Annotated in this window: 26 protein-coding genes and 1 tRNA gene; 21 read left to right on the top strand and 6 right to left on the bottom strand. The window is 63.9% G+C overall.

Features of this window, described 5'->3' with window-relative positions; all coding sequences use genetic code 11:
* The first annotated feature begins 376 nt into the window (after positions 1-376).
* Genes PSEMO_RS16405 through PSEMO_RS16395 form a run of 3 tightly spaced genes read left to right on the top strand, consistent with a single transcriptional unit; the run spans position 377 to position 1,895 of the window.
* Positions 377-1,228 carry a ParB/RepB/Spo0J family partition protein gene (locus tag PSEMO_RS16405; protein WP_075804042.1) on the top strand — a complete coding sequence of 284 codons (852 nt, stop codon included), beginning with the start codon at positions 377-379 and terminating at the stop codon, positions 1,226-1,228.
* Between the two features lie 3 nt (positions 1,229-1,231).
* The gene (locus PSEMO_RS16400; RefSeq protein WP_075804041.1) at positions 1,232-1,615 is read left to right on the top strand and encodes a LuxR C-terminal-related transcriptional regulator; all 384 of its coding nucleotides are present in this window, start codon (positions 1,232-1,234) and stop codon (positions 1,613-1,615) included.
* Positions 1,616-1,634: 19 nt separating this feature from the next.
* Positions 1,635-1,895 (top strand): hypothetical protein, encoded by a 261-nt coding sequence (locus tag PSEMO_RS16395; protein ID WP_075804040.1) that lies wholly within the window; start codon positions 1,635-1,637, stop codon positions 1,893-1,895.
* 98 nt (positions 1,896-1,993) lie between these two features.
* Here PSEMO_RS16395 and PSEMO_RS16390 read toward each other — a convergent pair whose 3' ends face one another.
* The gene (locus tag PSEMO_RS16390) at positions 1,994-2,368 is read right to left on the bottom strand and encodes a hypothetical protein (protein WP_144443583.1); all 375 of its coding nucleotides are present in this window, start codon (positions 2,366-2,368) and stop codon (positions 1,994-1,996) included.
* Between the two features lie 110 nt (positions 2,369-2,478).
* Here PSEMO_RS16390 and PSEMO_RS16385 point away from each other — a divergent pair, with 110 nt between their 5' ends.
* The 8 genes from PSEMO_RS16385 (at position 2,479) to PSEMO_RS16350 (ending at position 8,280) form a co-directional block, all read left to right on the top strand.
* Positions 2,479-3,090: a hypothetical protein gene (locus tag PSEMO_RS16385; RefSeq protein ID WP_075804099.1), complete on the top strand. Its 612-nt coding sequence runs from the start codon at positions 2,479-2,481 to the stop codon at positions 3,088-3,090.
* Between the two features lie 74 nt (positions 3,091-3,164).
* Positions 3,165-5,225, top strand: coding sequence for a DNA cytosine methyltransferase (locus PSEMO_RS16380; RefSeq protein WP_075804038.1), 2,061 nt, complete (start codon positions 3,165-3,167; stop codon positions 5,223-5,225).
* Between the two features lie 248 nt (positions 5,226-5,473).
* Positions 5,474-6,424, top strand: coding sequence for a Lar family restriction alleviation protein (locus PSEMO_RS16375; RefSeq protein WP_075804037.1), 951 nt, complete (start codon positions 5,474-5,476; stop codon positions 6,422-6,424).
* A gap of 82 nt (positions 6,425-6,506) precedes the next feature.
* Positions 6,507-6,821 (top strand): hypothetical protein, encoded by a 315-nt coding sequence (locus PSEMO_RS16370; protein ID WP_075804036.1) that lies wholly within the window; start codon positions 6,507-6,509, stop codon positions 6,819-6,821.
* Complete coding sequence (locus PSEMO_RS16365; protein ID WP_075804035.1) at positions 6,818-7,114, top strand: hypothetical protein; 297 nt, start codon at positions 6,818-6,820, stop codon at positions 7,112-7,114. Before PSEMO_RS16370 ends, PSEMO_RS16365 begins: the two co-directional genes overlap by 4 nt.
* A complete protein-coding gene (locus PSEMO_RS16360; RefSeq protein ID WP_075804034.1) occupies positions 7,111-7,359 on the top strand; it encodes a hypothetical protein in 249 nt (82 codons plus the stop codon). The genes PSEMO_RS16365 and PSEMO_RS16360 overlap by 4 nt, the downstream gene beginning before the upstream one ends.
* Positions 7,356-7,757, top strand: a complete 402-nt coding sequence (locus PSEMO_RS16355) for an ASCH domain-containing protein (RefSeq protein ID WP_075804033.1) — start codon at positions 7,356-7,358, stop codon at positions 7,755-7,757. Before PSEMO_RS16360 ends, PSEMO_RS16355 begins: the two co-directional genes overlap by 4 nt.
* Before the next feature lie 43 nt (positions 7,758-7,800).
* Complete coding sequence (locus PSEMO_RS16350) at positions 7,801-8,280, top strand: class I SAM-dependent methyltransferase (RefSeq protein WP_075804032.1); 480 nt, start codon at positions 7,801-7,803, stop codon at positions 8,278-8,280.
* A gap of 16 nt (positions 8,281-8,296) precedes the next feature.
* On the opposite strand, the gene PSEMO_RS33505 is transcribed toward PSEMO_RS16350, so the two are convergent.
* A complete protein-coding gene (locus PSEMO_RS33505; RefSeq protein ID WP_170394827.1) occupies positions 8,297-8,467 on the bottom strand; it encodes a hypothetical protein in 171 nt (56 codons plus the stop codon).
* 134 nt (positions 8,468-8,601) lie between these two features.
* Between PSEMO_RS33505 and PSEMO_RS16345 the strand changes: the two genes are divergently transcribed.
* The 4 genes from PSEMO_RS16345 (at position 8,602) to PSEMO_RS33500 (ending at position 10,431) form a co-directional block, all read left to right on the top strand.
* Positions 8,602-8,916 carry a hypothetical protein gene (locus PSEMO_RS16345; protein WP_256721147.1) on the top strand — a complete coding sequence of 105 codons (315 nt, stop codon included), beginning with the start codon at positions 8,602-8,604 and terminating at the stop codon, positions 8,914-8,916.
* 38 nt (positions 8,917-8,954) lie between these two features.
* Positions 8,955-9,197, top strand: coding sequence for a DUF4224 domain-containing protein (locus tag PSEMO_RS16340; RefSeq protein ID WP_075804030.1), 243 nt, complete (start codon positions 8,955-8,957; stop codon positions 9,195-9,197).
* The gene (locus PSEMO_RS16335; RefSeq protein WP_075804029.1) at positions 9,198-10,247 is read left to right on the top strand and encodes a tyrosine-type recombinase/integrase; all 1,050 of its coding nucleotides are present in this window, start codon (positions 9,198-9,200) and stop codon (positions 10,245-10,247) included.
* 77 nt (positions 10,248-10,324) lie between these two features.
* A tRNA-OTHER gene (locus PSEMO_RS33500) sits at positions 10,325-10,431 on the top strand.
* A gap of 58 nt (positions 10,432-10,489) precedes the next feature.
* Here the strand turns inward: PSEMO_RS33500 and PSEMO_RS16330 are convergent.
* Entirely contained in the window at positions 10,490-11,866 is a 1,377-nt protein-coding gene (locus tag PSEMO_RS16330; protein ID WP_075804028.1) for an aminotransferase-like domain-containing protein, read from the bottom strand.
* A 151-nt stretch (positions 11,867-12,017) separates the two neighbouring features.
* Here PSEMO_RS16330 and PSEMO_RS16325 point away from each other — a divergent pair, with 151 nt between their 5' ends.
* The 6 genes from PSEMO_RS16325 to mrdA all read left to right on the top strand — a co-directional run bounded on the left by PSEMO_RS16325 (position 12,018) and on the right by mrdA (position 19,546).
* Positions 12,018-13,304, top strand: coding sequence for a hydroxymethylglutaryl-CoA reductase, degradative (locus tag PSEMO_RS16325; RefSeq protein WP_075804027.1), 1,287 nt, complete (start codon positions 12,018-12,020; stop codon positions 13,302-13,304).
* A complete protein-coding gene (locus PSEMO_RS16320; RefSeq protein ID WP_075804026.1) occupies positions 13,301-14,209 on the top strand; it encodes a hydroxymethylglutaryl-CoA lyase in 909 nt (302 codons plus the stop codon). Before PSEMO_RS16325 ends, PSEMO_RS16320 begins: the two co-directional genes overlap by 4 nt.
* A gap of 102 nt (positions 14,210-14,311) precedes the next feature.
* Positions 14,312-14,764 carry a hypothetical protein gene (locus PSEMO_RS16315; RefSeq protein ID WP_075804025.1) on the top strand — a complete coding sequence of 151 codons (453 nt, stop codon included), beginning with the start codon at positions 14,312-14,314 and terminating at the stop codon, positions 14,762-14,764.
* The gene (locus PSEMO_RS16310; protein WP_178392009.1) at positions 14,764-16,146 is read left to right on the top strand and encodes a tripartite tricarboxylate transporter permease; all 1,383 of its coding nucleotides are present in this window, start codon (positions 14,764-14,766) and stop codon (positions 16,144-16,146) included. Before PSEMO_RS16315 ends, PSEMO_RS16310 begins: the two co-directional genes overlap by 1 nt.
* Positions 16,147-16,223: 77 nt before the next feature.
* Positions 16,224-17,474, top strand: a complete 1,251-nt coding sequence (locus PSEMO_RS16305; protein ID WP_075804023.1) for an OprD family porin — start codon at positions 16,224-16,226, stop codon at positions 17,472-17,474.
* A 194-nt stretch (positions 17,475-17,668) separates the two neighbouring features.
* Positions 17,669-19,546: a penicillin-binding protein 2 gene (gene mrdA, locus PSEMO_RS16300; RefSeq protein ID WP_075804022.1), complete on the top strand. Its 1,878-nt coding sequence runs from the start codon at positions 17,669-17,671 to the stop codon at positions 19,544-19,546.
* Positions 19,547-19,549: 3 nt separating this feature from the next.
* On the opposite strand, the gene PSEMO_RS16295 is transcribed toward mrdA, so the two are convergent.
* From PSEMO_RS16295 to PSEMO_RS16285, 3 genes are all read right to left on the bottom strand, one after another.
* Positions 19,550-20,179, bottom strand: a complete 630-nt coding sequence (locus PSEMO_RS16295) for a hypothetical protein (protein WP_075804021.1) — start codon at positions 20,177-20,179, stop codon at positions 19,550-19,552.
* Positions 20,180-20,202: 23 nt separating this feature from the next.
* Entirely contained in the window at positions 20,203-20,976 is a 774-nt protein-coding gene (locus PSEMO_RS16290) for an ABC transporter ATP-binding protein (RefSeq protein WP_075804020.1), read from the bottom strand.
* 176 nt (positions 20,977-21,152) lie between these two features.
* Positions 21,153-22,538: an efflux transporter outer membrane subunit gene (locus PSEMO_RS16285; protein ID WP_075804019.1), complete on the bottom strand. Its 1,386-nt coding sequence runs from the start codon at positions 22,536-22,538 to the stop codon at positions 21,153-21,155.
* Positions 22,539-22,541: the final 3 nt, after the last annotated feature.

The following is a 22,541-nucleotide window of genomic DNA, read 5'->3' as shown; positions in this document are numbered from 1 at the left end:
GCGCGGACCAAACAACCTTCGGAGGAACGCCATCATGAAGTAGGAAACGAAACGCCTCACCCTGCCAAGGGGATTGGCAGCCTTGCTGGGCGCTACAGACCCAGGCGCTTTGACCGACGACAGAATATCGGTCACGGAGTGCACCGGTTTGCCGCCGGACCCGATAGCGGTCAGAGACCAAGCGGACTGTCGATGGCATCGACGCCGGATCAGTAACCGGCCCGATTCACCTGGTCCCCCATCACCAGGCTGCATCGGAGTGGGATCTGATGAGCTGCAAGCAAACAGCGGGGTGGCCACCTCGACGCGGATTACCGGTCGATTGCCCAGCCTTCACGATCCCACTCCAATGCAGCCCCCAACGGAAGTTAATTGCATGGCCAAATCATTCAAACAAATGATCAAGGATGGCGAGGTGCGGCGTGCCGACGCCATGAAGGTGCAGCTCGAAGACCTTCATGAAGAGCCGGGCTTCAACCTGCGTATCGAGGGCGAAGCGCTCGAGGCCAGCATCGACGCATTGGCTGAGTTCATCGCCAATGGCGGCCAGATCCCAGCCCTTGAAGTTCGCCCGCGGGCAGAAGGTGGCGTGTGGATCGTTGATGGCCACCGTCGGCCGCGCGCCCTTATCAAGCTCGACAACGCAGGTCGCCTACCCCGCACGCCGAACAAGGACGATCCGAGCATCCTTGAGGCTTGGGTCGCTGTGACAGCGTTCGAAGGCAGCGATGCCGATCGGGTCGCTCGGATCATCAGCAGCCAGGAGAACGAAAAGCTCTCCCCGCTTGAGCTGGCCGAGGGTTACAAGCGCCTCAGGGCGTTCGGCTGGACCGTAGTCCAGATCGCCAAGAAGGTCGGCAAGACCCGGCAGCATGTCGAGCAGGTCGTGACCGTCGGCAATGCGAACACCGATGTGCAGAACTTGGTCGCCGCCGGACAGGTGTCTGCCACAACGGCCGCCCAGGTCGTTCGGGCTCACGGCGACGACGCCGGCAAGGTGCTTGGCGCCGAGTTGCAGAAGGCGCAGGCCAAAGGCAAGACGAAGGTCACTGCCGGAACGATCAAAGGCCCATCGGTTCCGAAGCCGCGCCTCGAGGCCGTGCACACCGCCTCGCGCAATCTGATTGCATCGCTCGACGAGATCGACGAAGACAGCAAATCCCTCACCCTATCGACCGCGCTTGTCCTTGAGCTGCGCAAAGCCCTGGAAGCCGCCCAACCGAGATAGATCATGGAATCGATCACCGCCGGCTCCTGGATGGGCCATCTTGGGCGCGGCCTCGCGCCGCGTGAACTAGAAGCCCTGCTGTGCATTGCCCAGGGCATGACAACGAAAGAGGTCGCTCGCTTCATGGGTATCGCACCCGGGACCGCAGCGAATCGCATCGAGAGTGTTCTGTTCAAACTCGGTGTAGCGCGACGTACCGCAGCCTTGGCCGAAGCCATGCGCCGCGGAGTGATCAGCCCGCTCTGCATCCTGCTGGCCGTGTTCATCGCAATGCACGCCATGCTCGATGACGGCGATCCGATGCGGCGCGACCGCCGGGTGCCCGAACGGCGCACTGCCCAAGTCCGCGTCATCCGCAAAGCCGAAGCCTTCGAACACCACGCCTGACCCCTTCCGAGGTATTCCCATGCAATCAGCAATGCACCCTGCGTTCGCGCAGAAGCTTGCTGTGCTCGCGGCATTGCTCGAGCGCAGCAAATACGTCCGGGCCGAAGCTCGCGCCAAGGCCTATCCCCGCTTCCAGGCAGCGAGCAATGGCAAGACCTGGGATGTGGTCGAGATCGCTACGGGGGCCGTGCACGGTTTTGCCTTCACCTACCAGGCTGCGATGAACTTCGTGAATGCGATGGAGACTGGAGCGGCCAGCAAGACGAGGGCCGACCAATGAAAATCGGCACCACTACCCCTAAGTGTAGATTTCCAGAAGAGGACCTCAATACACCCGGACTGTTTATTTAGGGCGCTCTCAATTTTACAATGGCCCTGCTACACCCCGCCAAACAATTTCACAATATCGACCCCGGTCTTTGCCAGGTCGAAAAGATTCCTGGAGAGTTTGGCAACATCCTCAGCCCCTGACATCAGAGAAGCAAGCTTGGACTTCTTGGTGACTGTATCGATTTCTTCGAAAGAAGAGGTGTCTGCAGCTTTTAGGTCTTCAATCAACTCCCGAAAAGCAGCAGGGCAAGTTCTCGCAGGTAAGCCAATTGCTTGAATTAGTTGCTGGTTATACAAATCGACGCCGATTCCTAGATTCCTGAAAGAGCTTCCCTCGACCAAAACATCCGCATCCGCTGGAGCCCGGATACCTGTTCCGGCGCCCGCCCCCTTGAAAGTGCAGCCTGTAATTTTGACTGTCATCAGCTCATCCCCAGAAGTTGAAAGAAGCAACCACAATCTAAACCCCTCCAAGTCAAATTGCCACCATGCCGCATCCGACCACGGAGGGCGGCGCATGCATGGAGAAAGCCATGAGCCAGTTCTACCTACAGGACAGCCGCAGCAATACCGGTGACGGCCTCATGTTCTGGGCCTTGGGCGGCGGCTACACCACCGACCTGGACAAGGCTGAGTTGTTCACCCAAGAGCAGGCCTGTGTCCACCGGGAAACAGACATTCCCTGGCCAAAAGAGTACGTCGATGCTCGCTCGCACCTCGGTGTCGATCACCAGTACATCAGCCTGGACGAAGCCCGCGATCAGCTGAGCCCGGGATGCACTGTTGTTCTGCAGATCCCTGGTCACTGGAACGGGAACGACATTGCACTGGCCAGGTGGCCTATAGGTCACACGTACCGATTCGAGAAGGCGCACCACCTCACACTGGAGGAGGCCGAAGCGATCGGCAACAAGCCTGATGAGGCAGTGATCTGGCCAGTGGCTTACCTCGAGGCCAAGGCCCGGCGCCTGGTGCACAAGCGGGATGTTGATATCAAAGAAGCCCTGACGGGCACCGGCATTGTGCTGGCAAAGGCAAAGCGACGGGCGCCGGCAAGCATCCAGAACTGTGGAGGCTGCGGTCGATTTGTGTCTTCGCCATCCTACGAAGACTGCCGCCACTGCGATCACGACAACCGCCCCTGACCCTCCGGCGCTGCCCACCAGCGCCTTCCCCTCTCAAACGATAACGAATCACGCCGCCCAGGCGAGGACCGCCCATGTCTGCATTTCAGAAAAAGAATCCGTTCGACTTCAAGACCCAGTATGGTCTCGGCCTGGATCCACAGGATGACGAGATCGTCGTTGACTTCTTCTGTGGTGGCGGCGGTGCCGGTACCGGCCTTGAGATGGGCCTGGGCCGCCCCGTGGACGTGGCGAAGAACCACAGCCCGGCGGCGATCAGCATGCACACCGCCAACCACCCGCACGCCCGCCACTTCACCACCGACGTGTTCGAGGGTGATCCGGACGAAGAATGCCAGGGGCGCCGCGTCGGCTGGTTCCACATGAGTCCCGACTGCACGCATCACAGCCAAGCCGCCGGCGGGCAGCCGCGCAAGCGTGAGATCCGGAACCTGTCATGGATTGGTTTGAAGTGGGCCGGGAAGAAGCAGCCCCGGGTGATCAGCCTGGAGAACGTGAAGCAGATCCTGCAGTGGGGCCCACTGATCGCAAAGCGCGACAAGGCCACCGGCCGGGTGATGAAGCTTGACGGCACTGTGGCGGACATCGGCGAGCGCGTGCCGGTACATCAGCAGTTCCTGGTGCCAAACCCTAAGCGTCGCGGGATCACCTGGCGCCGCTTCGTGCAGTTGCTCGAAGGCATGGGCTACCAGGTGGAATGGCGGATTATCAAGGCATGTGACTTCGGAGCCCCGACCAGCCGCGAGCGCCTGTTCATGATCGCCCGCTGCGACGGTCAGCCAATCGTGTGGCCGGAGCCGACCCACGCCAAGAACCCAGCCAAGGGGCAGCAGAAGTGGCGCACCGCCGCCGACTGCATCGACTGGAGCTTGCCGAGCAAGAGCATCTTCGGCCGCAAGAAAGAGCTGGCAGCCGCAACGCTGCGCCGGGTGGCCAAGGGAATGAAGAAGTTCGTTCTGGACAACCCGCAGCCCTTCATCGTGCCGATCGCGAACTGGTCGGGTGAGCTGGCCCAGTCAGCCCATGAGCCTCTGCGCACGGTAACCTCGTGGCCACGCGGAGGATCATTCGCCGTAGCCAGTCCGACCCTGGTGCAGACCGGATATGGCGAACGCGCCGGCCAGCAGCCGCGTGTGCCAGGTCTGGATCAACCACTGGGCACCGTCGTCGCCGGCGGTGTGAAGCATGCGCTGTCCAGCGCGGTGATTCTTCCAGCTACCCATCAGGGCACGGTGCGAGTGAACGACCCGAGCGAACCGCTGCCAACGGTAACCGCCGCCAACCGCGGGGAGCTGATGATGGCAAGCCCAGTAATGGTTGGGGCCGGCGGCCCGGTGTACGCCGGCAAGCCTGTACCAGCTGACCAACCCATGGGCACCCTGATGGCCCAAAGCCACCGCGCCCTTGCATCGGCGCACTTGGTCAAGTTCCGGTTCAACAGCGATGGCTCGGCCATCACGGAACCGGTGCCAACCATCACCAGCGGCGGCAACTACAAGCGCCCGGCGGGCGCAGCGCATGCGATGGGAATTTGTACTGCTTTCATTGAGCAGGCCAACGGCGGGTTCAACACGACCCCAGCCCGTGACATGGACGAGCCGATGAGCACCGTCACCAACACGGGCAGCCAGCAGCGCCTGGTAACAGCCAGCTTGGCCACGCTCAGGCGTAATTGCGTAGGCCGAGCCGTTGATGAGCCCGTACCAACCATGACCGCCGGAGCCGAGCACCACGCCCTGGTCGAGTACAAGCTGTCACCGGAGCATGAGCAAGGCGCCCTACGCGTCGCGGCGTTCCTGATCAGCTACTACGGCACGGAGAACATCAGCGCAGCAGACGCGCCAGCGCCGACTGTCACCACCAAGGACCGGCTGGGCCTGGTCACGGTGTTCGTGAAGGGCACGCCCTATGTGATCGTCGACATCTGCCTGCGCATGCTGCAGCCGCACGAGCTCTACCGCGCACAGGGCTTCCCAACTAGCTACATCATCGACAAGGGCGCCGACGGCAAGCCGTTCACGAAAACCGAGCAGGTGCACATGTGCGGCAACAGCGTCAGCCCGCCGCCCATGGCCGCGCTGGCCCGCGCCAACGACCCATGGCGCACTTCCGACAGGCTTGCTTCAGCTGCATAGTGGCGTTTTCACCAACTCCCAAGCCCAGGCCATCGCATCCAAGATGCCCTAGGCTATCAGCTGAACGATTACCTCTTCTATCACTCGCTTCATCATGTCGGTACAGCTCCTCTGTAGATGAGGAAATTGTGCTGTCACGACCAATTCGAATCCTCTTGGGTTTTTTCCAAAAACCCTTCATCAGCGATCACTGCCGATCACGACTGCTCACACAGCAACTACCGTTTGTCGGCAATCGAGGTATCCCCATGCCCACAGAAAACCGATCCAGCAATACCGAAACGACCAGCGAACTGCTGCCGTGCCCCTTCTGCGGCCAGCAGGACTTTCTAATCGAGCGCCTAGACCTCGACGCTTCAGTTGTGATCTGTCAAGGCCTGACCGGGCCGAATGAGGCCTGCCTGGCACGTGGCCCGGTGGGAGTGGTGCAGGATGAAGGTGAGGATCAGCCAGGCCGCGATAAGGCAGTCGAGCTGTGGAACGCCAGAGCCGAGCAGCTCCAGGGCGAGCCGGTGGCGCTGCCTGAACGCAAGCGCGAGACTCTGAACGGAGGCGCTGGTTATCGAGGATTGGGCAATGCAGAAGGCTGGAATGCCTGCCTCGACGAAATCGCCAAGCTGGGGCCGCTCTATACCCACGCAGATGCTGGGGAGGTTGAGCGGCTGCGCTTCGATCTGGCCGAAATGACCAAATCGTATGAAGCCTTGGGCGAGCTATATGCCGGGACCCAGAAGGGCTTCGAGCGACTGCAGGCCAAACTGGCCGAGCGGGATGCGCATCCGATGCATGCACTTGGTCAAGAAGCCTACTCAACACTGGTGGGCATGGTCGAACACTGCCTGAACCAGCGTTTTTGCATGGGTATGGATGAAGGCTTCAAGTCCTTTGACCCAGAAGACGAACACGACTTCGTGAAGGAGCTGCACGCGTTTGTTGCCCTATCCGCCAGCGCAGAGCCGAGCGCGCCGAAGTGCGAGACCTGCCAGGACCATGGCGTGATCGGCTGGCAGACCGGACAAACCCCTGAGACGTTTGACCAGGGCGATGCACCTTGCCCGGACTGCGCGCCGGTTGAGCGCGATGAGCGGGCCGCATATGACGCTTGGCGCCATTCCCAATCTGGCTATGTGCGCCACTTCAACAGGCATGAGTGGTCGGCTTGGCAAGCCCGCGCCGCTCTGGAGCGCAAGCCTTCCTAACGCCGGAGCACATCCGTACTCCTACCTACTTTAACCCCTCTCCCCTCTATTCAACTGCCGCGATCGCGGCGAAGGAGAAGTTATGTCCAAGGAAATCAAACTGATCCAGCCTACCGCCGTTGCCCGCGATGCGAATGGCTGGTGGCTTCACCCCGAACTGCCAGCATTCGACGGCTGCTGGACCGTGCTTGCGCACTGGCTGAGCCAGCAGGGCCTGGAACTCAAGCGCTGGACGATGGAGGCCGATATCAGCGACCACCATCCCTACGACGACGGCGCGGCACACTGCATTGGATGGGAGCCTGCCTCACCTGGCGCAGAGTGGTTCTTGCTCGCGATCAACGATTCGGAAGATGGGCCCTGCGTAACCTGGGCTCGCAGGGCGGTGACGCCATGACGGCCAAGCAATATCCACTCGATGTCTGGAGCGTCGGTAGCGACACCTACATCGCAATGAGCAAGGGTCACCACGACCTTGAAGCTTTCATGGCGGCAGCCGTCAAGCAATACCCAGGCTGGTTCTTGGGCGGCCCGCAACACAAATGGTGCAAGACAGTACCGGATCGCTCGGGCGAGTTTGCGCACCGATACGTGTTCGTCGAGGAAGGCACGCCAGGCGCATGGCCGGCGACCTACTGCTGGGAGTTCGGTGAGGACTACCAGCGCTATAACGCCGAGGTGCAGCCATGACACGCCTCGCCCTCTGCCTCCTGCTGCTGGCCACCGGCGCCAGCGCCCAGGAGAACGTCATCGACGTGCAGCACGACAGCCGCCGCGGGGTCACCTGCTGGATCTTGAACGGTGTCGGGATCAGTTGCATCCCCGATAGCCAGATAGCCGGTACTCAGCGCCAGCTCTCCCCGCACGAACAAGAATCCGAACCTACACCTGCAACGGCGCCTGGGCGCTGGGATGAAGAGAGGTATTCGCTGTGAAGGCGCTTTCAATCAAGCAGCCATGGGCCTGGCTGATCATCCACGGGGGCAAGGACATCGAGAACCGCACCTGGCACACGAGGTTTCGAGGTCGCTTTCTGGTGCATGCGTCCCAAGGGATGACTCGTGATTACTGGCGAGCAGCTTCCCGGTTCTGCGAAGAACGTGTGCTGAGCCTACCGCCATTCTATTCGGAGGCAGACTTGCTGCGAGGCGGCATCATCGGCTCTGTCGAGCTGGTCGATTCAGTCGATCACAGCGACTCGCCCTGGTACGTGGGCGACATGGGGTTCGTGCTGCGCGATCCGAAGCCGCTGCCGTTCATACCGTGCAAAGGGCGCCTGCAGTTCTTCGATGTCCCACAGGAGGTCACCAGACAGCTGAGGGGATCCGTATGATCGCCCTCGCCTACATGGCCTGCCACGTATGGAGGTGGCCGCGATGAACGCAACCGCAAAGGTTCTCGACCCCTGCAGCGCCAGCCGCATGATGTGGTTCGACAAGCAGGACCAGCGTGCTCTGTTCGGCGACATCCGCGACGAGGAGCACCTGCTGTGCGATGGCCGGGTGCTGAAGGTTGAGCCTGACGTGCTGATGGACTTCCGCAAATTACCCTTCGTGTCCTCGACCTTCCGCCTGGTCGTGTTCGACCCGCCACACCTTGTTCGCGCCGGCGTGGACAGTTGGATGCGCGCCAAGTACGGGCTACTCACCGGTGACTGGCGCGAGGACATTCGCCAGGGCTTCGCCGAATGCTTTCGCGTGCTAGAGCCTGAGGGCATCCTGATCTTCAAGTGGAACGAAACCCAGGTACTGGTCAGCGAACTGCTGGCGCTGACCAACGAGAAGCCTCTGTTTGGTCACAAGTCCGGCAAGCGCGAGAAGACGCACTGGATCACCTTCATGAAGCGTCCAGCCTAAACCCTCCCCTTACAGCTCAAGCCCGCCGGCGATACCCGGTGACCAACAGCACGAGGCCCGGCACCAGGAGGCCGACCGATGTGTATCCGAATGCAGCCTGACCCGACGCCCCAACGGCGGCGAACGCAGCGCCAATCGCAATGAGCGGCACGGCGGCGAAGTAAAACGGTTTGGCTGTCTTGCCCATATCAATCCTCCTGTTCATTCCCTCTTTTAACACATGAGCCCGCCGACATGCGCGGGCGAGGATGACCTATGCCCGAAATCAAGTGCGATTACGGACACACCCTACGCATTGGGACTGATGAGTGGATCAGCAAAATGTCGTTGGACCAGATCCGCTACGCCCACCAGAAGATGACCGAGACCATCGAGAAGGCCGAGCAAGCGCCGCGCAAGACCGTCTGGCTCGTTGACGACGGGGTGACAATCGCCGGGTTCTACCGCGAGGAGTCTGCTGCAGAAGCGGCCGATCACCTGGTGCGGATCTTCAAGGAGGTGTTCCTGCGGGAAGTGAAGGACTTCAGCGGAGCGCACGGCTCTATCCACGAGCTCAAGCAGTCCATGCCCCATATCGAGCCTCGACGCGTCACGCAGTTCGAATACGACAACGAGTGGTTCCCGGCAAAGGCCTGACCACCAACTGCCGCCGACGGCGGCGTGGAGACCATCCCATGGAAACCGAAATCCTCTCGGACGAAGAGCTGGTGGAGATCACCGGCTACAAGACCCGCGCCGGCCAACGTCGCTGGCTCATCAAAAACGACTGGAAGTTCGTTGAAAGCCGCGGCGGCCGACCACTGGTTGGGCGCCAGTACCTTCGCGCCAGGCTTGGCGACACAGTGGCGATCGTGCAGGTCACGCCTCCACTACTGCCTACTCCAGCATGGACACCGGACTTCTCAAGGGTGCACTGAATGCGACCGCGCGACACGGAAAACCGCGACCTGCCCCCCGGGGTATACCGCCGCAAGCGTCTGCGTAAAAGCGGCAAGATCTGGGTGGGTTACTACTACTGCAACAGCGAAGGGAAGGAAATACCGCTCGGCACAGACCTGGCCCAAGCACGGATCAAGTGGGCCGATCTGGAGGCAAAAGACATCCCTATCGATCTGCGCACGATGAAGGCGATCTTTGATCGATATGTGCGCGACATCATTCCGAAGAAGGGTGAGCGAACTCAGAAGGACAACCTGGCCGAGCTGCGTCAGCTTCGTCCAGTGTTCGACAGCGCCCCCATTGACGCAATCACTCCAGCGATGATTGCGGGGTATAGGGATGCGCGCGGCGCGAAGGTGCGAGCCAATCGTGAGATTGCAACCCTCTCCCACGTATTCAACATCGCGCGCGAGTGGGGCCTGACGAGCAAGGAGAACCCTTGCCAAGGCGTGAGGAAGAACAAGGAGGTGCCGCGCGACTTCTATGCGAACGACGCGGTATGGGAGGCGGTTTACCGCAAGGCGGATCCGGGATTGAAGGACGCCATGGACCTGGCGTATCTGACGGGCCAGCGTCCGGCGGACGTGCTGGTGATGAGGAAGGATGACGTGGAAGGAAATTTCCTTGTCGTTCAGCAGAACAAAACCCAAAAGCGCTTAAGGATCCTGCTCTCTGAGCATGGGATCGACAACAGCCTGGGCGCCCTTCTCAAGCAAATCGAGGCGCGCAATGCAGCACATTCTTCGCCGTACTGGATCATCAGCAGCACCGGGCGCCGAATGACTGCGCCAATGCTCCGCCGCCGGTGGGATGAGGCAAGGGAAAGGGCTCAATCGATCGCCATCGAGGCCGGCGATCAAGCCCTGGCGGAGAAGATCGCGCAATTCCAATTCCGCGACATCAGGCCGAAAGCCGCTTCTGAAATCAAAGACGTCAAGGACGCCAGTTTGTTGCTCGGTCATACCGAAGGCGACATAACCGAGCGCGTCTACCGTCGTGTTGGCGCCATCGCCAAACCCTCAAAGTGAGTCAAAACAAGTTCCGAAAAGAAAACAGAGACCGTTACCGTGCAAGGGTTGCAGGCAGTTCGTTTTTGGTCTGTTTCGGAACCGAAGTTGCCATGCTGGCAGTGCGGCGACTGGCTTTTCCGGTCGGTCTTGAAAACCGTCGATGGGCAACTATCCTAGAGTTCGAATCTCTACGCTTCCGCCATAATTCTTCATCAAAGCCCTGATTATTCAGGGCTTTTTTGTTTCTGCCGGCTGCACCCTCAAGCGCCTCGCCCCCGAATACACTCCGCAAACACCGCCTCCCGCAAATACGCCACATTCAACCGCGTCCACGGCGTCACCCCCTTCTGATCCGTCTGGAAAATCGCCCCCGGCGCCAGCATCACGCCCCTGCCCTGCACTTCCCGGGTCAACTGCGCCGTGTCCTCGATCCCCGGAAACCGAGCCCACAAGTACAGGCTCTGCTGCGGCCGGCAGAACACCTCCGCCCCCAACTCATCCAGCACCTGCAATCCACCTTCCGTGGCCTCCCGCACCCGGTCCTGCAAGCGCATCAGATGCCGCAGGAAATGCCCTTCGCCAAGAATCACATCCGCCGTACGCTCGCACAGCTCCGAGCAACTGGTGTGCAGCATCATCTGCAGATCCGCCAGCTCATCGATGATGTCCTTGCTGCCAGCGATATACCCCACCCGCAACGCCGCCGACACCGACTTGGAAAAACTGCCGATGTACAGCGAACGCCGCAATTGATCCAGCGCCGCGACCTTGAGCGCGGAACTGGGCTTGAAGTCGGCCAGGGCATCGTCCTCCACCAGCAGCAGGTCATGCCGCTCGGCCAGTTGCAGCAGGCGATGGGCCTTGGCCGGGGAGATATCGGAGCCGGTGGGGTTGTGGCAGACCGACTGGACGAAGAACAACCGCGGCCGCTCCCGCTGCAACAGCGCTTCGAGGGCATCCATGTCCGGCCCGTCAGGCAGGCGCGGGACACTGAGCATCCGCGCGCCCTGCATCTGCAACTTGCCGAACAACGGGTAGTAACCCGGGTTCTCCACCAGCACCGCATCCCCCGGCACCACGAAGCGGCGGATGATCAGGTCCAGCGCATGGTTGGCGCCGTGGGTGGTGACGATCTGCCGCGGCGTGGCGCTGATCGCATAACTGGCCAGCTTGCGCACCAGGCTCTGGCGCAAGGCTGGGTTGCCCAGGCGGTTGCCGTAGCGGAACAGGTTGCCGGCACCACTGCGCATCACCTGCCGGGTGAACTTGTCCAGACGCATGTCCTGCAGCCATGAGACCGGTGCGAAACCTTCGCCCAGCGGCGCCACCCCCGGCTCGCGGACGAACTGCTGGCGCATCATCCAGATAGTGTCCATGGCCCGGGTGTAGGGCGGCGTTTCGTCCGCTTCCGCCGCCTGCACCAGCACGCCGACGAAGAAGCCCTGCCCGTGCCGCGCCTCCACCAGCCCCTTGGAGGCGAGGATTTCGTAGGCGGTGATCACGGTGTTCTTCGAGTGTCCGTGCAGGCGCATGTATTCGCGCAGCGACGGCAGGCGGTCGCCGGCCTTGAGCACCCCGGCACGGATCTGCTGCTCCACCGAATCGGCGACCTGCTGGGCAAGGGTGACACGGACCATCGGCACGCTCCTGGGCTGTCATGGGTACAGTCTGGGTACTGTTGGGCAAAACTGTACCTTTATCCAAGGGCACAGTGGCTGCACATTTAGCACCACGCCGGCGCCGCGCTCAAGCCGTCGCCCCAACAACAATGACTCCACAGGAGCCCCCATGAGCCTCGACTCCCGCCTGCCCGATTTCCGCAACCTGTCCCCTGCCGCCCGCCTCGACCATATCGGCCGCCTGCTCGGCCTGAGCGGCGATGACGTCGCCCTGCTGGCCGACGCCGGCGCCCTGCCGATGGAGATCGCCAACGGCATGATCGAAAACGTCATCGGCAAGTTCGAACTGCCCTTCGCCGTGGCCAGCAATTTCCAGGTCAATGGCCGCGATGTGCTGGTGCCGCTAGTGGTGGAAGAGCCTTCGATCGTCGCCGCCGCCTCCTACATGGCCAAGCTGGCCCGGGCCAACGGCGGTTTCGTGACCTCCAGCAGCGCCCCGCTGATGCGCGCCCAGGTACAGATCGTCGGCGTCGCCGATCCGCTCAATGCGCGCCTGAGCCTGCTGCGGCGCAAGGACGAGATCATCGAGCTGGCCAACCGCAAGGACCAGTTGCTCAACCGCCTCGGCGGCGGCTGCCGCGATATCGAGGTGCACACCTTCGCCGATACCCCGCGCGGCCCGATGCTGGTGGCCCACCTGATCGTCGATGTGCGCGATGCCATGGGCGCCAACACGGTCAACACCATGGCCGAGGCCGTGGCGCCGCTGATGGAGGAGATCACCGGCGGCAAGGTGCGCCTGCGCATCCTCTCCAACCTGGCCGACCTGCGCCTGGCCCGGGCCCAGGTGCGGATCACCCCGGAGCAACTGAAGTCCGCCGAATTCAGCGGCGAAGCGGTGATCGAGGGCATCCTCGACGCCTATTCCTTCGCCGCCGTCGACCCCTACCGCGCCGCGACCCATAACAAAGGCATCATGAACGGCATCGACCCGCTGATCGTCGCCACCGGCAACGACTGGCGCGCGGTCGAGGCCGGAGCCCACGCCTACGCCTGCCGCAGCGGTCACTACGGCTCCCTGACCACCTGGGAAAAGGACGGCAACGGCCATCTGGTCGGCACCCTGGAAATGCCGATGCCGGTGGGCCTGGTCGGCGGCGCGACCAAGACCCATCCGCTGGCGCAACTGTCGCTGCGCATCCTCGGGGTCAAGACCGCCCAGGACCTGGCGGAAATTGCCGTGGCCGTGGGCCTGGCGCAGAACCTCGGGGCGATGCGCGCCCTGGCGACCGAAGGCATCCAGCGTGGTCATATGGCCCTGCACGCGAGAAACATCGCCGTGGTGGCCGGTGCCCGTGGCGACGAGGTGGACTGGGTCGCCCGCCAGCTGGTGCAGGACCATGACGTACGCGCCGACCGCGCCGTCGAGCTGCTGAAACAGAAGCGCGGCGAATGACCATGCAGGTCAGGATCTTCGAGGTCGGCCCGCGGGACGGTTTGCAGAACGAGCCCCGGCGCCTGTCGGTGGACACCCGCCTGGCCCTGATCGGCAAACTGGCCGCCACCGGCCTGCGGCATATCGAGGGCGGCGCCTTCGTGTCGCCGCGCTGGGTGCCGCAGATGGCTGATAGCGAGGCGGTGTTCCAGCGCCTGCCGCAGGACGACGGGGTGAACTACGCAGCCCTGGTGCCCAACGGCCAGGGCCTCGACGCCGCACTGCGCGCTGGCTGCCGGGAGGTGGCGGTGTTCGCCGCCGCCTCCGAGGCGTTCTCGCGCAACAACATCAACTGTTCCATCGACGAGAGCTTCGAGCGCTTCACTCCGGTGCTGCAAACCGCCAAAGCGGCGGGTGTCCGGGTGCGCGGCTATGTATCCTGCGTGCTCGGCTGCCCGTTCAGCGGTGCAGTGGAGCCAGAAGCCGTGGCAGCGGTAGCGCGCCGCTTGCATGCACTGGGCTGCTACGAGATCAGCCTGGGCGACACCATCGGCGCAGGCCGCCCGGACGAGACCGCCCGCCTGATCGAGCACTGCGCCCGTGACGTGCCGGTCGAAGCCCTGGCCGGGCATTTCCATGACACCTGGGGCATGGCCATCGCCAATGTCCAGGCCGCGCTGTCGCAGGGGGTACGCACCTTCGACAGCTCGGTCGCCGGCCTCGGTGGCTGCCCCTATTCCCCCGGCGCCAGCGGCAACGTGGCGACCGAGGACGTGCTCTACCTGCTGCACGGCATGGGTTTCCAGACCGACGTGGACCTGGACGCAGTGGCCCGGGTCGGCACCTGGATCAGCGCGGAGCTGGGCATCGCCAACCGCTCCCGTGCAGGCCTGGCCCTAGCGGCAAGGAGCGCACAACACCGCTGAACCCGATCCTGGCTCCCGAACAAAAACAACAAGCCCGCAAGGGCAGGAGAATTCCGATGACACTTGAATGCCGCCTGCACTCCCGCCTCACGGAGGTGGATCATGGCTGACGACAACCTCTACGAAGTCTGGGGCGACACCGTGGACAGCCGCCACCTGGTCGCCTCCATCGCCATCGGCGCCGCCTTCAGCCTGGGCATCTTCTTCCTCGCCGAGCACCTGCTGACGGGCTGGGTCGAGTCCGCCCAGATGGCCCGCGCCTACGCCATGCTCCTCGGCATCCTCGGCTCGCTGCTGGGCGGTGGCGTCAGCGCCTGCCTGTTCAAGCCCAAGCGCCATGTGGTGGAACACGTCGCCGACCCGGCCTGGCGCCAGCAGGTGATCGAAGAGCTGCGCAGCGAATACGGCGGCATCGGCCAACTCTCCGATCTGCCGCCGGAAGTCCGCGCCGAGCTGCGCGAACTGGGCCTGGAGCAACTGTTCGATGAGGCCGAACCCGCCAGCACTACCCGCACCGTCACCACCACCCCAGCCCTGAAGGGAGGTACCGCCTGATGGAAGCCCTGTTCGACCAGATCCTGATCGCCGCCCTGATGGGCGTGATCGGCGCCGTGGTGTTTTCCGCCATCGGCCTGATCTCCGGCAGCGACGAGACCACCACCCTGGCCCCGCTGACCCTGCTGGTGGTGCTGCTCGGCGTTCCTGCCGCCGGGGTTTTCACCTTCTTCCTCGCCGGCGCCGTGGCCAAGCACATGACCCACGCCGTACCCACCGCCCTGCTCGGCATCCCCGGCGACACCATGGCCACGCCGCTGATGCGCGAGGCGAACTTCCTGCGCAACCTCGGCGTGCCGCATATCGCCCTGCGCAAGATGATCTCCGGGGCGGTGATCGCTGCATTGGTGGCGGTACCGCTGGCGGTGCTGTTCGCCGTGCTGCTGGCGCCGTTCGGCGACGGGATCAAGCAGGCGGCGCCCTGGGTGTTCCTCGCCGCAGCGACGACCATCGCGTACTTTTCCGCCGGCCGCTGGGCCTCGGTGCTGGCGCTGCTGCCGTTCGTGCTGGTGATCATCGCCCTGCAGACCTTCACCGGCCAGCACGGGGTCAAGCTCAGCGTCAGCTACTTCCTCGGTATCGCCATCGGCCCGCTGATCGCCGCGCTGTTCGCCATGCTCGCCCCGGCCGAGCGGGCGCGGATGAAGCGCAGCGAACCACGGACCTTCTCCCTGTCGCCGGACGTGAAGAGCTGGGGCGGCTGGTTCCCCAACCCGCTGAAGGTCCTCGACCGCCGCCAGGCCGGCTGGACCCTGGCCACCGCCACAGTGTCCAGCGCCACCTTCGTGTTCAGCCCGGTGGCGATGACGGTGATCCTCGGCGAAGTGGTCGGGGCGCGCATCAAGCACGCCTATCACCGCCTGACCTCGGTGATCAGCGTGCGCAACGGGGTGACCGAATCCACCTATATCGCCGAGGCGCTGATCCCGCTGATCGCCTTCGGCCTGCCGCTCAGCCCGGTGGCTGCCGGCCCGGCCGCGCCGCTGTTCAACGCCCCGCCACGCTTTACCGTGGACAGCGCCACCGGCCAGGTGAACAACCTGCACAACCTGCTCAGCGCCAGTGAGTTCCTGGCCTTCGGCATGCTCGCGGTGTTGATCGCCATCCTCATCGCCTACCCGTTCTCGATGAACTTCGCCCACCGCGCCGCCTCGTTCGTGTCACGGCGCATCAGCCACGAGGCGGTGATCGCCACCTTCGTCGGCCTGATCCTGGTGATCGGCCTGTGGGAAGGCGGTCTGCTGGGCCTGCTGGTGATCCTCACCATCGGCCTGCTGGGCGGCTTCCTGCAGCGCTTCATCGGCTTCAATATCGGCGTGCAGTTCATGGGGTACTACACCGCCGTGCTCAGCGTGCCGGCTATCGTCGCCCTGCTCGCCTGACCTGACCCTTCACCTTTTCCCACGCAGCCTGCGGCGGCTGCGTGATTTCACTCGCCCGCAAGAAAGGAACAACAACAATGAATATCCTTTGCTCCCCACGCCGTCTCCCGGCGGCCTGCGCCTGCCTGCTGTTCGGCGCCGGCACTGCCCAGGCCGCCGGTTTCGTCGAAGACGCCAAGGCCGGCCTGACCCTGCGCAACTTCTATATCAACCGCAATTTCGTCGATCCGGCGTATCCGCAAGGCAAGGCCGAGGAGTGGACCCAGAGTTTCATCCTCGACGCCCGCTCGGGGTTTACCCAGGGCACCGTGGGCTTCGGCGTGGATGTGCTGGGGCTGTATTCGGTGAAACTCGACGGTGGTCGTGGCACGGCCAACACGCAACTGCTGCCGGTGCATGACGACGGGCGTCCGGCGGATGATTTCGGGCGTCTCGCGGTGGCCGGGAAAGCGCGGTTTTCCGCGACCGAGCTGAAGGTTGGCGAATGGTCGCCCATGCTCCCGGTGCTGCGCTCGGACGACGGCCGCTCGCTGCCGCAGACCTTCCAGGGCGCCCAGGTCACCTCCCGGGAAATCACCGACCTGACCCTCTACGGCGCGCGCTTCCGGGGCAACAGCCCGCGCAACGACGCGAGCATGGACGATATGTTCATGTCCGGCCGCCCCGGCGCTACCTCGGACCGCCTGGATATCCTCGGTGGCGAGTACCTGTTCAACGACAAGGCGACCCTGGTCGGTGTCTGGCATTCGGACCTGCAGGACATCTACCAGCAGCAGTACTACAACCTGACCCACCGCCAGGCCGTGGGCACCTGGACCCTGGGTGCCAACCTCGGCTACTTCACCGGCAAGGACAGCGGCCGCTCGCTGGCCGGCGACATGGACAACCGCACCGCCTCGCTAATGCTCTCGGCGCGCACCGGTGGGCACACTTTCTATCTGGGCCTGCAGAAGGTCAGCGGCGACACCGGCTGGATGCGGGTCAATGGTACGGCGGGCACCAGCCTGGCCAACGACAGCTACAACTCCAGCTATGACAATGCCCATGAGCGCTCATGGCAGGTGCGCTATGACCATGATTTCGCGGTGGACGGGTTGCCGGGGCTGCAGTTCATGACGCGCTATATCAGTGGCGATCAGGTACAGGTCGGTAGCGTGAAGGATGGCAAGGAATGGGGGCGCGAGAGCGAACTGGCGTACACGATCCAGAGCGGGGCGCTGCGCGACCTGACGCTGAGGTGGCGCAGTTCGACCTTGCGGCGGGATTTCAGCAGCAATGAGTTCGATGAGCATCGGGTGATCGTGAGCTATCCACTTTCTCTGCTCTGACAGCCAACCTGGGTTGTCTGATCTGGCCTCATCGCTGGCAAGCCAGCTCCCACAGGGTCCGTGTGGGCTTGCCAGCGATGAGGCCAGATCAGACAACCCCGCCCTTCATGAATCCACATGAACAAGTCTTCATATTCGCCCCTGAACGCGCTGGTAACGCGTAGCATCGCCCGCCCGCTGCCCGAAACACGTCCATGCCACAGCCCATCCCCCTCAAGGACCACGAAAAGGAACAGCACCTGGTCAACCGCCGGCTGGTCGCCTGCGCCATCCTGGTCCTGACCCTGGTCGCCGTGCTCGTGGGTCGCCTCTATGTCCTGCAGGTGCTGCAGCACGACCAGCAGACCGCCGTCTCGGAAAACAACCGGGTCCACGTCCTGCCCATCCCGCCCGAGCGCGGGCTGATCTACGACCGCAACGGCGTGGTCCTGGCCGACAACAAGCCCAGCTTCGACCTGACCATGACCCGCGAGCGCGCCGGTGATTCGGCGGCGACCCTGGACACCCTGGCCCTGGTCCTGGGCCTCGGCGAAGACGACCGCCGCCAGTTCGACAAGGACCTGCGCCGCGGCCGCAAACCCTTCGAGCCGGTGACCCTGATGGTCGGCCTGAGCGAAGAACAGATCGCCCTGATCGCGGTCAACCAGTTCCGCCTGCCCGGCCTGGACGTCGAGCCGCAGTTCATCCGCGAGTACCCGCTGGCCGAGCACTTCGCCCATTCCGTGGGCTACGTCGGGCGGATCAACGAGAAGGAAGCCAAGGTCCTCGACAGCACCCAGTACCGCGGTACCCAGTCGATCGGCAAGACCGGGATCGAGCGCTTCTACGAGAACGAACTGCACGGCCAGGTCGGCTACGAGGAAGTCGAGACCAACGCCCAGGGCCGGGTGATGCGCGTGCTCAACCACAAGGACCCGGTGCCCGGGAAAAACATCGTCCTGAGCATCGACTCGCATCTGCAACTGGCTGCCGAGCACGCCCTGGGCGATCGCCGTGGCTCGGTGGTGGTGCTCGACCCGGCCAATGGCGACGTACTGGCGATGGTCAGCAACCCGAGCTTCGACCCCAACCTGTTCGTCAAGGGCATCAGCTTCAAGCAGTACGCCGCCCTGCGCGACTCCATCGACCGACCGCTGTTCAACCGCGTGCTGCGCGGGCTGTATGCGCCCGGCTCGACGATCAAGCCGGAAGTGGCCATCGCCGGCCTCGACAGCGGCGCGACCACCCCCGGCAGCAGGGTCTTCGACCCGGGCTACTACGAGCTGCCCAACTACGACCACAAATACCGCAACTGGAACCGCAGCGGCGACGGCTGGGTGGACATGTACACGGCGATCATGCGTTCCAACGACACCTACTTCTACGACCTGGCGCACAAGCTGGGCATCGACCGCCTGCACGACTACATGGCGCGTTTCGGCCTGGGCGAGAAGGTCTCGCTGGACATGTTCGAGGAGGCGCCGGGGCTGATGCCGTCACAACAGTGGAAACGCGCGACCCGCCGCCAGGCCTGGTTCCCCGGCGAGACGCTGATCCTCGGCATCGGCCAGGGCTACATGCAGGTCACCCCGCTGCAACTGGCCCAGGCCACCAGCCTGCTGGCCAGCAAGGGCAAGTGGCACCGCCCGCACCTGGCCATGAGCGTGGGTGGCGTCGAGCCCGTCGATCCGAACCCCATGCCGGACATCGTGCTGCACGACAGCCACGCCTGGGACCAGGTCAACCAGGGCATGCAGATGGTCATGCACGACCCGCGCGGCATCGCCCGCGCCGCAGCGGCCGGCGCCCAGTACCGCATCGCCGGCAAAAGCGGCACGGCCCAGGTGGTGGCGATCAAGCAGGGCGAGCGCTACAACCGCAACAAGACCCTCGAGCGGCACCGCGACAACGCCCTGTTCGTCGGCTTCGCCCCCGCCGACCACCCCAGCGTGGTGGTGGCGGTGATGATCGAGAACGGCGAGGCCGGCGGCCGGGTGGCCGGGCCGGTGGTGCGTGAAGTGATGGATGCCTACCTGCTGGACGACCAGGGGCACCTGAAAGCGCAGTATGCAGGTATCGCCCAGGCCAGGTGATCCCTAGGGAAGCTTGCCGTAGACACTGGTCGCGGTCAGCACCACCGAGTATTGGAAGAACAGGTCGGGATCCTTCTTGGTCGACTTGTAGACATTGCACAGCAACCGGAAGTCGCCCTCCGGCCTGATCATGCCGATCTTCTGGTCCTTGCGCCTGGTCAGGTCGAGCGGCGCGGTGCTCAGCACGCCGCTGCGCACCCCGTCGATCACTCCTTCCTTGACGTCGGTCCAGCGCAGCTCCCGGCTTGCCTGATCCTTCATATATCCCAGGGCACGGGTGAGCGCCAGCACGCAACGTCGGTCGATCTCCGCGTCCAGGTCCTTGCCTTTGTCTGCCACCCGCCACCAGTTGTTGTCCGACTCGATGATCGGTTTGCTCAGCGGCAGCTTTATGTAGCGCGTCGAACCGGGAGTGAAGAACCCGTCCTCGGCGAATACCCAGGTCACCGACTTGTGGAACGCCCGGTCGTAGTGGGACGGGTAATCGCGCTTGAGTGTCTCCTTGAGCTCCGCCACGGTGTACCAGCGCTTGGCATCGAGGCTTCTTTTCTTGTCCACGGCGAACGCCGGCTGCAGCGCCAGCAGGCACAGACCGACCGCCAGTGCCTTGAAGCCCGATCGAACTCCTGTCATTGCGTAAAGCTCCCTTTAGTGAATCAACCGTGCCAGCAACGGTACCAGCCATCCTGTTCGGTCAGGCGCAGGTCGGTCTGGTACAGGGCGGACAGGCGTTCGCTGGTCAGCACCTCGGCCTTGGGCCCGTCGGCGACGATGCGGCCCTTGTCCAGCAGCACCACCCGCTCGATCTCCGGGATGATCTCGTCGATATGGTGGGTGGTGATGATCATCGCGTGCTCGGCGCCGCAGAAGCGGCGCATCAGCTTGAGCATGCCCAGGCTCGCGCCCATGTCGAGGCCGTTGGCCGGCTCGTCGAGGATCAGCGCGCTGGGCTGGTGGACCAGGGCGCGGGCCAGCAGCAGGCGACGGCGCTGACCGGTGGACAGGCGCTGGAACATGGTCTGCTCATGCCCGGACATCTCCACCACGGCCAGCAGCTCGCGGGCCTTGTCGAACTGCTCTTCACTCGGTTGCAGATGACCATGGGCGCCGATGGAACCGAAGAAGCCGGAGACCACCACGTCCAGGGCCTTGGTGTAGGGGGTGTAGTCGTCCTGCAGGTCCTGGGAGACGAAACCGATACGGCTACGCAAGGCCCAGAGGTTGACGGTGTCGCTGCCGAACAGGCGCAGATGGCTGCCCTCGCGCTCCACCGGGTACAGCTCGCGAGTGATCAGTTTGAGCAGGGTGCTCTTGCCGGCGCCGTTGGGGCCAAGGATGGCGACCTTCTCGCTTTCGCCGATATGCAGGGAAAAGCCCTCCAGCACGCGGGTCTGCTGCTGGAAAGCGGTGACGTTGTGGATATCGATCATCGGGGGGCTCTTGGCTGCCTTGTGTAACAGGAGTTTGCCAGAGGCTTCGGGTGGGCAGCATGCTTTTTATTGCTCTTTCGGGCCTCATCGCTGGCAAGCCAGCTCCCACAGGGATCGGCAGCGCCACGGACACTGTGGGAGCTGGCTTGCCAGCGATGAGGCCCGAGAGAACAACATCACCCCCGCCAGGCCAACGCCTTGTACAAGCCAACCGCATTCAGATAAGACGCCGTCTCCGCCCCCGCAATCTCCTGGCGCATACGCAACAGCTCGCGCTGACTCTCCAGCACCGCCTGATAGCTGCCGCCCCCGGCGTCATAACGCCGGCTGGCAATGTCGAACGCCGCCTCGCCATGCACCGCCGACTTCACCAGCCCCTGCAAATGCCGCTGCTGCTCGGTCAGTTCCACCACGGCGCCCTCCACTTCTTCCACCGCCACCAGCAGCACTTGCTCGAAGCGCGCGCCCTCGCCCGCCGAACGCGCCTGCGCCGCCCGCAGGCGAGCCCGCACGCTGCCCAGGTCGAGCGCCGGCCAGGTCAGGCCGGGGGCCAGTTCGAAGGCCCGCGAGGCGCTGCCGAGATCGCCGTCGCGCAAGGCGAAGAAGCCGATAAAGCCTCCCAGGTTCAAGCGCGGATAGAGATCCGCCGTCGCCGCTCCCACATCCTCGACCCGCGCGGCCAGCAAACGCTCGGCGCGCACGACATCCGGGCGATTGCGGATCAGCCGGTCGACATCGCCCAGTGGCAGTTGCCGGGCCAAAGGCAGCGGTGGCGCCGAACTTGACTCCAGCGCAAGACTGCCAGGACGCTGCCCGCACAACACTTCCAGCCGGTAAAGGCTGCGCTGCAAAGCACTGCTCAAAGGGGCAATCGATGCCTCGGCCCGCAACAGGTTGCTCCGCGCACTTTCCCGGTCCTCGGGCAGGCCGCTGCCGACCGCCAGTTGCGCCTCGACCATGCGCACCGTCTCGCCCCAGCTGCGTACTTCGTCATTGGCCAGGGCCAGTTGCCGGCGTTGCCCCTGAGCCTCGAACCAGGCCCGCGCCACCTCGGCGGCGATGCTCAACTGCATCTGCTCCAGATCCGCCCGGGACGCCTCGACCCGCGCCCGCGCGGCACGGCTGAGATGATCGAGGCGGCCGAACAGGTCCAGTTCCCATTGCAGGTCCAGCCCCGCCCGCCACGACTCGGCCAGGCTGCGCTGCGGCGCCGCACCGTCCACCGCGCGCTGTTCAAGGCTGCGCTGGTAACCGGCCTCGCTGGTCACCTGCGGATAGCGCTTGAGGTCCTGCTCGTCGAACCCGGCGCGGGCCAGCAGCAGGTTGGCGTGGGCCTGGCGCACATCGTTGTTCTGCACCAGGGCCCGCTCGATCAGGCGCGACAGCTGCGGGTCGTCGAAAAAGCCCCACCAGTTCGCCTGCGACTGCGCCCCGGCCGCGGCGAATCCCCCGGCCTGCGGACTGACCAGCGCGATCGGCGCCACATCCGGCTGCCGATACTCCGGCCCGACACTGCAAGCCCCCAGGAACAACGCCCCGCCCAACACGACAAATGACTTCATGGA

Origin of the sequence: Pseudomonas putida, from assembly GCF_001941965.1 — a bacterium.
GTDB lineage: Bacteria > Pseudomonadota > Gammaproteobacteria > Pseudomonadales > Pseudomonadaceae > Aquipseudomonas > Aquipseudomonas putida_L.
This window is presented reverse-complemented; position numbering and strand designations above follow the sequence as displayed.

Excerpts from the sequence above, each read along its gene's own strand:
- PSEMO_RS16325 (WP_075804027.1), top strand. The coding sequence starts at position 12,018 with ATGAGCCTCGACTCCCGCCTGCCCGATTTCCGCAACCTGTCCCCTGCC.
- PSEMO_RS16345 (WP_256721147.1), top strand. The coding sequence starts at position 8,602 with ATGTCGTTGGACCAGATCCGCTACGCCCACCAGAAGATGACCGAGACC.
- PSEMO_RS16305 (WP_075804023.1), top strand. The coding sequence starts at position 16,224 with ATGAATATCCTTTGCTCCCCACGCCGTCTCCCGGCGGCCTGCGCCTGC.
- PSEMO_RS16405 (WP_075804042.1), top strand. The coding sequence starts at position 377 with ATGGCCAAATCATTCAAACAAATGATCAAGGATGGCGAGGTGCGGCGT.
- PSEMO_RS16390 (WP_144443583.1), bottom strand. The coding sequence starts at position 2,368 with ATGACAGTCAAAATTACAGGCTGCACTTTCAAGGGGGCGGGCGCCGGA.
- PSEMO_RS16365 (WP_075804035.1), top strand. The coding sequence starts at position 6,818 with ATGACGGCCAAGCAATATCCACTCGATGTCTGGAGCGTCGGTAGCGAC.
- PSEMO_RS16330 (WP_075804028.1), bottom strand. The coding sequence starts at position 11,866 with ATGGTCCGTGTCACCCTTGCCCAGCAGGTCGCCGATTCGGTGGAGCAG.
- PSEMO_RS16350 (WP_075804032.1), top strand. The coding sequence starts at position 7,801 with ATGAACGCAACCGCAAAGGTTCTCGACCCCTGCAGCGCCAGCCGCATG.
- PSEMO_RS16360 (WP_075804034.1), top strand. The coding sequence starts at position 7,111 with ATGACACGCCTCGCCCTCTGCCTCCTGCTGCTGGCCACCGGCGCCAGC.
- PSEMO_RS16385 (WP_075804099.1), top strand. The coding sequence starts at position 2,479 with ATGAGCCAGTTCTACCTACAGGACAGCCGCAGCAATACCGGTGACGGC.
- PSEMO_RS16395 (WP_075804040.1), top strand. The coding sequence starts at position 1,635 with ATGCAATCAGCAATGCACCCTGCGTTCGCGCAGAAGCTTGCTGTGCTC.
- PSEMO_RS16310 (WP_178392009.1), top strand. The coding sequence starts at position 14,764 with ATGGAAGCCCTGTTCGACCAGATCCTGATCGCCGCCCTGATGGGCGTG.
- mrdA (WP_075804022.1), top strand. The coding sequence starts at position 17,669 with ATGCCACAGCCCATCCCCCTCAAGGACCACGAAAAGGAACAGCACCTG.
- PSEMO_RS16370 (WP_075804036.1), top strand. The coding sequence starts at position 6,507 with ATGTCCAAGGAAATCAAACTGATCCAGCCTACCGCCGTTGCCCGCGAT.
- PSEMO_RS16295 (WP_075804021.1), bottom strand. The coding sequence starts at position 20,179 with ATGACAGGAGTTCGATCGGGCTTCAAGGCACTGGCGGTCGGTCTGTGC.
- PSEMO_RS16335 (WP_075804029.1), top strand. The coding sequence starts at position 9,198 with ATGCGACCGCGCGACACGGAAAACCGCGACCTGCCCCCCGGGGTATAC.
- PSEMO_RS16320 (WP_075804026.1), top strand. The coding sequence starts at position 13,301 with ATGACCATGCAGGTCAGGATCTTCGAGGTCGGCCCGCGGGACGGTTTG.
- PSEMO_RS16290 (WP_075804020.1), bottom strand. The coding sequence starts at position 20,976 with ATGATCGATATCCACAACGTCACCGCTTTCCAGCAGCAGACCCGCGTG.
- PSEMO_RS16375 (WP_075804037.1), top strand. The coding sequence starts at position 5,474 with ATGCCCACAGAAAACCGATCCAGCAATACCGAAACGACCAGCGAACTG.
- PSEMO_RS16400 (WP_075804041.1), top strand. The coding sequence starts at position 1,232 with ATGGAATCGATCACCGCCGGCTCCTGGATGGGCCATCTTGGGCGCGGC.
- PSEMO_RS16340 (WP_075804030.1), top strand. The coding sequence starts at position 8,955 with ATGGAAACCGAAATCCTCTCGGACGAAGAGCTGGTGGAGATCACCGGC.
- PSEMO_RS33505 (WP_170394827.1), bottom strand. The coding sequence starts at position 8,467 with ATGGGCAAGACAGCCAAACCGTTTTACTTCGCCGCCGTGCCGCTCATT.
- PSEMO_RS16380 (WP_075804038.1), top strand. The coding sequence starts at position 3,165 with ATGTCTGCATTTCAGAAAAAGAATCCGTTCGACTTCAAGACCCAGTAT.
- PSEMO_RS16285 (WP_075804019.1), bottom strand. The coding sequence starts at position 22,538 with ATGAAGTCATTTGTCGTGTTGGGCGGGGCGTTGTTCCTGGGGGCTTGC.
- PSEMO_RS16315 (WP_075804025.1), top strand. The coding sequence starts at position 14,312 with ATGGCTGACGACAACCTCTACGAAGTCTGGGGCGACACCGTGGACAGC.